Source organism: Streptomyces recifensis, assembly GCF_002154615.1.
Classification (GTDB): Bacteria; Actinomycetota; Actinomycetes; order Streptomycetales; family Streptomycetaceae; genus Streptomyces; species Streptomyces griseoluteus.
Genome location: NZ_MUNH01000315.1, coordinates 1 through 9,410, shown reverse-complemented (window position 1 = coordinate 9,410; position 9,410 = coordinate 1). Strand labels below are relative to the sequence as shown.

General features: G+C 74.4%; 10 protein-coding genes and 1 pseudogene. 5 read left to right on the top strand and 6 right to left on the bottom strand.

Annotated elements, in window-relative coordinates; all coding sequences use genetic code 11:
• Positions 1-938: pseudogene (locus CCN33_RS17680) on the bottom strand (DNA-binding protein); the annotation flags it as partial.
• A 137-nt stretch (positions 939-1,075) separates the two neighbouring features.
• Between CCN33_RS17680 and CCN33_RS17675 the strand changes: the two are divergent.
• Entirely contained in the window at positions 1,076-2,059 is a 984-nt protein-coding gene (locus CCN33_RS17675; protein ID WP_086694556.1) for a chromosomal replication initiator protein DnaA, read from the top strand.
• Between the two features lie 49 nt (positions 2,060-2,108).
• Positions 2,109-2,750, top strand: a complete 642-nt coding sequence (locus tag CCN33_RS17670; RefSeq protein ID WP_086694557.1) for an HAD family hydrolase — start codon at positions 2,109-2,111, stop codon at positions 2,748-2,750.
• A 110-nt stretch (positions 2,751-2,860) separates the two neighbouring features.
• On the opposite strand, the gene CCN33_RS17665 is transcribed toward CCN33_RS17670, so the two are convergent.
• A complete protein-coding gene (locus CCN33_RS17665) occupies positions 2,861-3,112 on the bottom strand; it encodes a hypothetical protein (protein WP_086694555.1) in 252 nt (83 codons plus the stop codon).
• 162 nt (positions 3,113-3,274) lie between these two features.
• Between CCN33_RS17665 and CCN33_RS33545 the strand changes: the two genes are divergently transcribed.
• Positions 3,275-3,658, top strand: coding sequence for a cold-shock protein (locus CCN33_RS33545; protein ID WP_086694554.1), 384 nt, complete (start codon positions 3,275-3,277; stop codon positions 3,656-3,658).
• Positions 3,659-3,666: 8 nt separating this feature from the next.
• On the opposite strand, the gene CCN33_RS17655 is transcribed toward CCN33_RS33545, so the two are convergent.
• From CCN33_RS17655 to CCN33_RS17640, 4 genes are all read right to left on the bottom strand, one after another.
• The gene (locus tag CCN33_RS17655; RefSeq protein ID WP_086694553.1) at positions 3,667-4,515 is read right to left on the bottom strand and encodes a 1,4-dihydroxy-6-naphtoate synthase; all 849 of its coding nucleotides are present in this window, start codon (positions 4,513-4,515) and stop codon (positions 3,667-3,669) included.
• Complete coding sequence (locus tag CCN33_RS17650) at positions 4,505-5,224, bottom strand: futalosine hydrolase (protein ID WP_086694552.1); 720 nt, start codon at positions 5,222-5,224, stop codon at positions 4,505-4,507. The genes CCN33_RS17655 and CCN33_RS17650 overlap by 11 nt, the downstream gene beginning before the upstream one ends.
• Before the next feature lie 17 nt (positions 5,225-5,241).
• A complete protein-coding gene (locus CCN33_RS17645) occupies positions 5,242-5,727 on the bottom strand; it encodes a DUF2771 domain-containing protein (RefSeq protein WP_086694551.1) in 486 nt (161 codons plus the stop codon).
• 62 nt (positions 5,728-5,789) lie between these two features.
• Positions 5,790-7,190: an MFS transporter gene (locus tag CCN33_RS17640; protein ID WP_086694550.1), complete on the bottom strand. Its 1,401-nt coding sequence runs from the start codon at positions 7,188-7,190 to the stop codon at positions 5,790-5,792.
• Positions 7,191-7,471: 281 nt separating this feature from the next.
• Between CCN33_RS17640 and CCN33_RS17635 the strand changes: the two genes are divergently transcribed.
• Positions 7,472-8,398 carry a DUF3027 domain-containing protein gene (locus CCN33_RS17635; protein WP_086694549.1) on the top strand — a complete coding sequence of 309 codons (927 nt, stop codon included), beginning with the start codon at positions 7,472-7,474 and terminating at the stop codon, positions 8,396-8,398.
• Between the two features lie 82 nt (positions 8,399-8,480).
• A partial coding sequence (locus CCN33_RS17630; protein ID WP_425275851.1) for a sacsin N-terminal ATP-binding-like domain-containing protein occupies positions 8,481-9,410 on the top strand: 930 nt, incomplete at its 3' end.

The following is a 9,410-nucleotide window of genomic DNA, read 5'->3' as shown; positions in this document are numbered from 1 at the left end:
GCTGCTGAAGCACTGGGACCCCCCTGGTCCCAGTGCTTCAGCAGCTCCTCGACGGTGGCGAGCGCGGTGTACGCCTGCCCGGCGGCCGTCGCGTCCACGATCCGCGGGTCGTGGGCCACGGACGGTTCCACGGCGGGCGGCACCGGCTCGGGCACCCGGTGCGCCCGGCCGCCGCGCAGATGCAGCGCGACCTCGCGGGGCAGTACGACGGTGCCGGGCGCGGTCGGCAGCAGCAGGCCCCGGTCGAGCAGCCAGCGCAGATGGACGGCGGGGTCGGCGGTGACCTGGCCGTACGGCGGCCCCCACATCAGCCGGGTCAGCACCTCGCGGGCGGCCTCCGGGGCCCCGGCGAGCAGCGCGTCCATCCGCTTCCGGTCGGCGAAGAGGCCGGTGAGCGCGGCGACGGCGGAGACCGGGTCGTGCGTGGAGGGCAGTCCCGCCGTGTTGACGATCTGCTGCACCCGCCCCGGCGACATGCCCGACGTCGCCTCCCGCACGGTCGGGCCCAGCCCGGTGGGGGAGGGATGCTGGGCGGAGGGCGCCAGGAGTTCGCGGGCGGTGCGGACCAGGTGCAGCCGGTCGTCGTCGCCCCAGATCAGCGCCTGCCTGCGCAGCGCGGCGACGGTGGCGGGGAGGGTCTCGGTGACGGCCGGGTCGCCGTCGTCACCGGCCAGCAGCCCATGCAGCGTGTCGTAGGTCGCCGGGTCCGGGGCGACGGCCAGCGCCTGTGCCGTCTGCAGGGCGAACCGGTCCAGGTGCTCCAGCGCGCGCAGCACCGAGGCACGGGTGCCCGCGCGGGTGGCGAGCTGGGTGAGGTCGGTGGGCACGGGCGCGACGAGGTCGGGTCGGTCGCGCAGCAGCGCGGCCAGCGAGGCGTCGTCCCGCGAGCGGAGTGCCTCCGCGAGGGACCGGGGGGCTGAGGATGCCTCGGGGCTCATCTGACCCACGTTAGCGGCTGGGGCAAGCGGCGGCCGAGGGTCCCGGAGGGCCGCCCCGCCCGCGTGGGCCGATTGGTGGCGGTCTGCGCTACCTTCCTCCACGGGGTTCCACCGCCGTCGCCCCGGAGGGGTTTCCGTTGGGGATCGAGAGCGACCAGGTCGTCTACGAGTATCTGAGCCGTGTCGGGGACGTGGCACAGCAGCGGCAGTTGCCGTCGTCCACGCGTATGCGGCTGGTGTCCGAGCTGCGCAACGAGATCGACCGGCACCGGGCCCGCGCCACGGTGGACAGCCCGGCCGCCGTGCGCCGCATCCTGGACCAGCTCGGCAGCCCGGACGACGTGGTGCGGTCGGCGGGCGGGAAGGGCCCGGCGCCACAGCCGCCGCCCACCGCCGTGCCCGTGCAGCCGGAGCCGGAGAAGCCGGAGCGCAGGCCCAGGGGGCTCAAGGGGCTGCGGGCCGCCGTGCCCCGGCCGCGCCCGGCCGAGCCGGGGCCCGCCGTACCGGCCGAGGGGGCCGCCCCGCCGCATCTCGCGTCCGCCGACGAACTCGGCGAGTCGCTGACCCGGCCCGACTGGTGGCGGGTGGCGGACGGGCCGTTCGGCGCGGCGGCCGCGGACTCGGTGCCGGGGTTCGTCGGCGGCGTGGAGATCCCGGAGATGCTGCGGCGCCCCCCGAAGGAGCCCCGGCAGGAGGCGGAGGCGAAGCCGGAGGAGGTCGTGGCGGAGCCCGTCGAGGTGGTCCCGCGCTCCCGGTTCCGGCGGTTCGTCCCGCTCCGTCGGTCCGGCTGGACCAACCCGCTCCTGCTGCTGGGCGCCGCCGCGCTGCTGGCCGGGGCGGTGCTGGGCAACTGGTACGCGCTGCTCCTCGGCTGGCTCATCGCCTACGGCTCCCGCCGGCTGACCCCGGCCGAGACCAAGTGGGCGGTGCTGGTGCTGCCCGCGCTCGCCCTCGCGGCCGGGGTGGCCTACCTGTGGGGGCGCAACACCGGGCACTGGGGGACACCGGTGGCCGAGGGACACATGGGCGACGCGCTGGCCGGGACCTGGCCGTGGGTGGTGCGGGGGGCGGCGGTGAGTTCCGCGCTGTTCCTGCTCTGGCGGTCGCAGCGGAGGCGGTAGCGGGACCCGGCGCGTCCCTCCGCGACCCCGGCCGGGCACAATGGCGGCCATGCCTGCCGTGTCCTCTGCGTATGCGCCCACCGTCGGCTTCGACCTCGACATGACGCTCATCGACTCGCGGCCCGGCATCCGGGCCTGCTATCTCGCGCTGTCGGAGCGGACCGGGGTGTTTGTGGACGCCGACCTCGCGGTGACGCGGCTCGGCCCGCCGCTCGCCCAGGAGCTGGTGAACTGGTTCCCGGCCGCCGACGTCCCGGCCGTGGCCGACCTGTACCGGGCGATGTACCCCGAGTACGCCATCGACCCCACCCTCGCCCTGCCCGGCGCCCGCGAGGCCGTCGCCGCCGTCCGCGCCGCCGGGGGCCGCACCCTGGTGGTCACCGCCAAGTACGAGCCCAACGCCAAGCTCCACCTCGCCCACCTCGGCATCGAACCCGACGTCGTGGTCGGCGACCTCTGGGCCGAGGACAAGGCCCGGGCCCTCCGCGAACACGGCGCGCACGTCTACGTGGGCGACCACACCGGCGACATCCGGGGAGCCCGCGCCGCCGACGCCCTGTCGGTGGCGGTGGCGACGGGCCCGTGCGGCGAGGAGGAACTCCGCGAAGCGGGCGCCGACGTGGTCCTCACAGACCTGACGGCCTTCCCCGCCTGGCTGACCACCCACGTGACGTCTGTCCAGGGCCACTAATCGGGACTACGCCGGCCGTGCCGACCTCCTGGGGGCGCGGGGAACTGCGCGACCAGCCACGACGAACCGCACGCCGAAAGACAACCGACGCACCCTGACCACGCCCAACCTCAGCGGCCGGCGCCCCGCGCCTGGCGCCGACCCGCCGCCACCGAGCGGAGCACTCCCGCCCCGGCCACGAGGAACCCGACCGCCATCAGCATGCTCAGGCCGAACATGTAGGTCGGGAACGGATGGCTGCCGAGGAAGAGCGGGGCCACCGTGACAAGCGTGGCCACGGCGCCGAGAAAGAAGATGACGACGCCGGCGCGGATCAGTCCGTCACCGGGCCCGGCGGAATTCGTTTGGGTTTTGTCACGCACCGGACCAGGGTAGTTCCCAGCGCGAGAGAACAACCGGGGAGCACCTTGTCACCCGCCCGAAGACCATTAGCCTTGGTGTCGGCGGGTCATGGTCGACCCGCCACAGTGCTACACCGAGCCCTTTCCCAGCTTTTCCCGACGAGTACGAGGACGAGGACAGACGTGCCCACCGGCAAGGTCAAGTGGTTCAACAGCGAGAAGGGCTTCGGCTTCCTCTCCCGCGACGACGGCGGCGACGTCTTCGTCCATTCCTCGGTCCTGCCCGCCGGAGTCGAGGCGCTCAAGCCGGGACAGCGCGTGGAGTTCGGCGTCGTGGCCGGCCAGCGCGGTGACCAGGCGCTCTCCGTGACCGTGCTCGACCCGACCCCGTCCGTGGCCGCCGCCCAGCGCAAGAAGCCGGACGAGCTGGCCTCCATCGTGCAGGACCTCACGACCCTGCTGGAGAACATCACGCCGATGCTGGAGAAGGGCCGCTACCCCGAGCGCACCTCGGGGAAGAAGATCGCCGGTCTCCTGCGCGCCGTGGCGGACCAGCTCGACGTCTGACCAGCCCCTCAGGGGAACGCCAGCGCCTCGGGGCCGAGGGCCGGTACGAGGCCCTCGGCCGCCGCACGCGTCAGCAGGCCCCGGATCGCCGCGTACCCGTCCTCGCCGAGGTCGGCGGTGAACTCGTTGACGTACAGCCCGATGTGCTGGTCGGCGACGGCCGGGTCCATCTCCTGGGCGTGTTCCATGACGTAGCCGCGCGACGCCTCCGGGTCGTCCCAGGCGGCCCGGACCGAGGCGCGGAAGGCGTCCGCGAGCCGCTGGAGCGTTTCGGCGCCCAGCGACCGCTTGGCGATGATCGCGCCGAGCGGGATCGGCAGCCCCGTGGTCCGCTCCCAGTGCTCGCCCATGTCCGCGAGCTTGTGCAGCCCGTACTGCTGGTAGGTGAAGCGGGCCTCGTGGATGACGAGCCCGGCGTCCACCTTGCCGTCCCGCACGGCCGGCATGATCTCGTGGAACGGCATCACCACGATCTCCCCGACCCCGTCCGGGAGGGTGTCCGCGGCCCAGAGGCGGAACAGCAGGTACGCCGTCGAGCGCTCGCTCGGCACGGCCACCGTGCGCCCCGTCAGGTCGGCGTCCGCCTCCCGCGTCAGCACCAGCGGCCCGCAGCCCCGGCCCAGCGCGCCGCCGCAGGGCAGCAGGGCGTACTCGTCCAGGACGTACGGCAGCACGGCGTACGACACCTTCAGCACGTCGAACTCGCCGCGCTCTGCCATGCCGTTGGTGATGTCGATGTCCGCGAAGGTCACGTCCAGCGCGGGGGCGCCGGGGACGCGGCCGTGCGCGACAGCGTCGAAGACGAAGGTGTCGTTGGGGCAGGGCGAGTACGCGATCTGCAGGGGCTCAGTCGTCATGCGTGTTCCAACTCTCCAGTGCGGGCGCGAGCTTCCCGAAGGCCCCGGCGAGGGCGGCGAGCGCGTCGCCGATGCGCCAGGCGGCGCGGTCGCGGGGGCCGACCGGGTTGGACACCGCGCGGATCTCCAGCACCGGCACGCCGTGCGCGGCGGCCGCCTCGGCGACCCCGAAGCCCTCCATGCCCTCGGCCAGCGCGCCGGGGTGACGCTCGCGCAGGGCGGCGGCGCGGGTGGCGGTACCGGTCACGGTGGAGACGGTCAGTACGGTGCCGGGGCGGGCGCCGGTAGCCTCGACGACTCCCCGTACGAGTGAATTCGGTGGCAGATGGGTGACGGTGCCGAAGCCGAGGTCGGTGACCGGCAGGAAGCCGTCCGGGGTCTCGGCGCCGAGGTCCGCCGCGGTGATCGCGTCGGCGACGACCAGCGAGCCGACGGGGGCCTCCGGCAGGAAGCCGCCCCCGATCCCGGCCGAGACGACCAGACCGTAGGGGGTGCCCGTGAGGGCGGCGGCGGTCAGGGCGGTGGCGGTGGAGGCGGCGGCGAGGGCGGGGCCCACACCGGCGGCCAGCAGGTCGTGGCCGCCGTCCGTGCGCAGCAGCGTCGCGCCGGGCAGCCGTACCTCTTCGGCCGCGCCCGGAAACGCCCGTGCCACCGCGTCCCGTTCGGCCGGGACGGCGGTGGCGACGAGGACGCGCGTACGGGCGTTCACGGGACCGGGAGCCTCCGTCAGGAGGTCGCCTTCTTGAGCTTGTAGCTCCACAGGCCCTTGGCCGACGAACCGGTGCCCATCTGGACGGACAGCGTGTTGGTGTTGCCCTGGGTGCCGTACTGCGCGTTGAAGAACGCGCTGCCGGGGATGGTGCTGTACGTCTTCTTGCTGACGTCGGTGAACTGGCGGCCGTTGACCAGCAGCACCCAGCCCGCGTCCGCGATCTTCGGGTCGACGCCGACGCGAACGGTGTCGCCGTCCGGGTCCACCGTGATCGTCTTCTCGTCGCCGGCCTTCTTCGCGCACTCCGCGAGGGACTTGGCGGTCAGCGTCTTGTCGCCGTTGTAGCAGAGCGCCTCGGAACTGACCGAGCTGTCCCCGACGGTGACCGTGGAGACGGGCGTCGGCTTGTCACAGGCCGAGAGAACGAGCAGTCCGGCGGAAACGGCACCGGCGGCGGCGAGCGCCCGGCGGCGTCGCGGGGCGGATTGCAGCGAGGTCATGCCCGAAGGCTATCGGGCACACCTCGCGGGGCGTCCACGTGGGGTACGACACGTCCGCTCCGTCAGGCCACCCGTGGCCGCGTCCGGCCTCCGTGCCGCGCTGCCGCGAGCAGCCCCCGCAGGGTCGTCAGCCAGCCCAGGGCCACCAGGGCGGCGGCCACCGCCAGGCCGAGGGTGCCGTTGAGGGGCATGACGATGCCCACCGCCCCGCCGAAGACCCAGGCCATCTGGAGGATGGTCTCGGAGCGGGCGAAGGCGGAGGTGCGGACGGCTTCGGGGACGTCGCGCTGGATGAGGGCGTCCAGCGAGAGCTTGCCGAGAGCCTGGGCGAAGCCGGCGACGGCGGCGAGGCAGGCCACCAGGACGGTGCCGAAGAACACCGCGGCCACGACGGCGGCGCCGAGGGCGACGGCGACCACCGTCACGATGATGATCTCGGGCGCCTTGGAGCGCAGCCACGCCCCCACCGCCGTACCCAGCGCGTTGCCCGCGCCCGCCGCCACGCCGACGATGCCCAGCGAGACGGCCGCGCTCTGTCCGGCCAGCGGGTGCTCGCGCAGCAGGAACGCCAGGAAGAAGATCAGGAACCCGGAGAGGCAGCGCAGCGCCGCGTTGGCGCCCAGCGCGTGGGTCACGGCGGGACCGACCGTCCGCAGCCCGGGTCGCTTGGCCAGTTGGCGACGTTGCGGCCCGTGCAGATGCCGTTCGTCCGCCGCGAGCAGCGCCACGTCCTCGCCCTTGGCCGAGTCCACCGTGCGGGGCAGCGAGAAGGACAGGAACGTACCGGCCACGAAGATCACAAAAGCCCCGTACAGCGGCCAGGGGGGCCCGGCCATCTGGAGCCCCGCTCCGATCGGCGCCGCCACCCCGGTGGCCAGCAGCCCCGCCAGCGTGACCCGTGAGTTGGCCTTGACCAGGGAGAACGCGGGCGGCAGCAGCCGGGGCACGACCGCGCTGCGCACCACCCCGTAGGCCTTGGACGCCACCAGCACCCCGAGCGCGGCCGGATACAGCTCGAGGCCGCCGCTCGCCACCGCGCCCGACAGCACCAGCGCCAGCAGCGCGCGGGCCAGCATCGCGCCGGCCATCGCGGCCCGCCGCCCGTGCGGGAGCCGGTCCAGCAGCGGGCCGATGACGGGGGCGAGGACGGTGAAGGGCGCCATCGTGATGGCGAGATAGAGCGCGACCCGGCCACGGGCCTCGTCGGTCGGCACCGAGAAGAAGACCGTGGAGGCCAGCGCCACGGTGATCAGGACGTCCCCGGCACCGTTCACCGCGTGCAGCTCGATCAGCTTGCCGAGCCCCGACTCGCCCGCACCGTGGGCGTGCGTGACCTTCCGGATGCCGCGCGCCGTGCCGGTCACCGGCAGGTGCAGGGCACGGCCGACGGAGCGGACGACACCGCCGACGCGGCCCGAACCGCCGCCACCGCGCCCCCTGTCCGTGGCTGCCACGTGCTTCATAGTGCCCCGAGTGGCCGTCCGATAGGCGGTTTGCGGCCATGCGAGTCGACCCGGACCCGTGAAGATCCACCTGTCCGGAACCCGCCGGGTGGCCGCGGACTGTCCCCCACCATGGGCGACGGGGTAGCGTGCGTATCTCAGCCATAACGCAGAATGGATGGCAGAGGTGCGCCCGCGCGTGATCGGACGCGGACGTCGATGCGGCCCACAGGTCCGCTCCGTCCGCTTCACCGCCGGAGTGCATCCGCACTCGTAGACGGCGTAGGAGAGAAGCGATACCTGTGAGCGCAGCGACCACGCGAAGCCGCACCCCTGACCGCCTGTGCGCCGAGGCGATCGACCTCGCGCGCACCGCAGCGGAGGAAGCGGCCGCTCCCGGTGTCGTCGGGGAACACATCGGCGTGGTGTCGGAGGGTGACCGCGTGGTCACCCACTTCTTCGAGTGCAAGGAACCGGGCTACCGGGGCTGGCGCTGGGCCGCCACCGTGGCCCGCGCCTCCCGTGCCAAGATCGTCACCCTGGACGAGGTCGTGCTGCTGCCCGGCCGCGACGCCCTCCTCGCCCCCGAGTGGGTGCCGTGGAGCGAGCGGCTGCGTCCCGGCGACCTGGGCCCCGGCGACCTCCTGCCCACCGACGAGGAGGACCTGCGCCTGGAGCCCGGCTTCTCCGGCGAGGAGGAGCCGCCGCCGAACTCCGCGCTGGCCGAGGGCCTGAGCGAGGTGGCCGAGCGCGAGGACGCCGAGGTCGTCCCGGGCAGCCCCGCCGTCCAGGCCGGCCCGCCCGCGCGTGGCTCGATCACCTCGGTCGCCGAGGAACTGGGCATGCGCCGCGCCCGCGTGCTGTCCCGCTACGGCCTGCATGTCGCCGCCGACCGCTGGGAGGAGGCGTTCGGTTCGAAGACCGCCATGGCCCAGGCCGCCCCCGCCACCTGCGCGACGTGCGGTTTCCTCGTCCCGCTCGGCGGCTCGCTGGGCCAGGCGTTCGGTATCTGCGGCAACGAGTTCTCCCCGGCCGACGGCCGCGTGGTCTCCCTCTCCTACGGCTGCGGCGCCCACTCCGAGGCCGCCGTCATGCCGACCCCGCCCCGCCCGCCGCTGCCCGTGGTGGACGAGACCCGGCTCGACCCGTTCCCGCTCCGCCCGGCCGCCGACTCCGGCTCGGTTCCGGCCGAGGGCGACGACGAAGCGGCGGAACTGGGCCACTCGTAGCGCACCCCGCCGCGCGTACGCGCGAAGGACGGACCGTCAGGTCGCTGTACCTTCAAACTCACGTCGATGATGGAGAGTGAACGTGAGCAAGTACGTGCGGCCGGCGGCCGAGGGCGCCGACCCCTTCGGCACCGCCCGTCTCCGCCGCGGTGTCCTCGACGCCTGGGCCACCAGCCCCGCCCGCTTCCGTGAGGACGCCAACGCCGAGGAGGACCTCGTCCTCGGCGGCTACCGCGACCGGCTCGTGGTGGAGCTGGCCCAGAACGCCGCCGACGCCGCCGCCCGGGCGGACACGCCCGGACGGCTCCGGCTCACCCTCCGCGACGGCGTGCTGATCGCGGCCAACACCGGTGCGCCCCTGGACGCCGCCGGAGTCGAGTCGCTGTCCACCCTGCGCGCCTCCGCCAAGCGGGAGCGGTACGACGAGCACGCCACCGTCGGCCGGTTCGGCGTCGGCTTCGCCGCCGTGCTCTCCGTGACCGACGAACCCGCGCTGGTCGGCCGGCACGGCGGGGTCCGCTGGTCGCTGGCCGAGGCCCGCGAGCTGACCGCGGAGACCTCCCGGCACAGCCCCGGCCTCGGCGACGAGGTGCGCCGCCGCGACGGCCACGTCCCGCTGCTCAGGCTGCCGTTCGCCGCCGAGGGCACCGCGCCGGACCCGTACGACACGGCCGTCATCCTGCCGCTGCGCGACGCGGCCGCCGCCTCCCTGGCCGAGCGGCTGCTCGACGCCGTGGACGACTCCCTGCTGCTGGCCCTGCCCGGCCTGGAAGAGGTCGTCATCGAGGTGGAGGGACGCGAGCCGCGCATCCTGCGCCGCCGTACCGAGGACGCCGTCACCGTCGTGGACGACTCCCGCGACGGCACCACCCGGTGGCGCACCGTCGCCGCCCACGGCCCGCTCGACGCCGCCCTCCTCGCGGACCGCCCGGTCGAGGAACGGCTGCGCCCGCACTGGTCGGTCACCTGGGCCGTGCCCGAGGACGGCGAGGGCCGCCCGGTACGCCCCCGC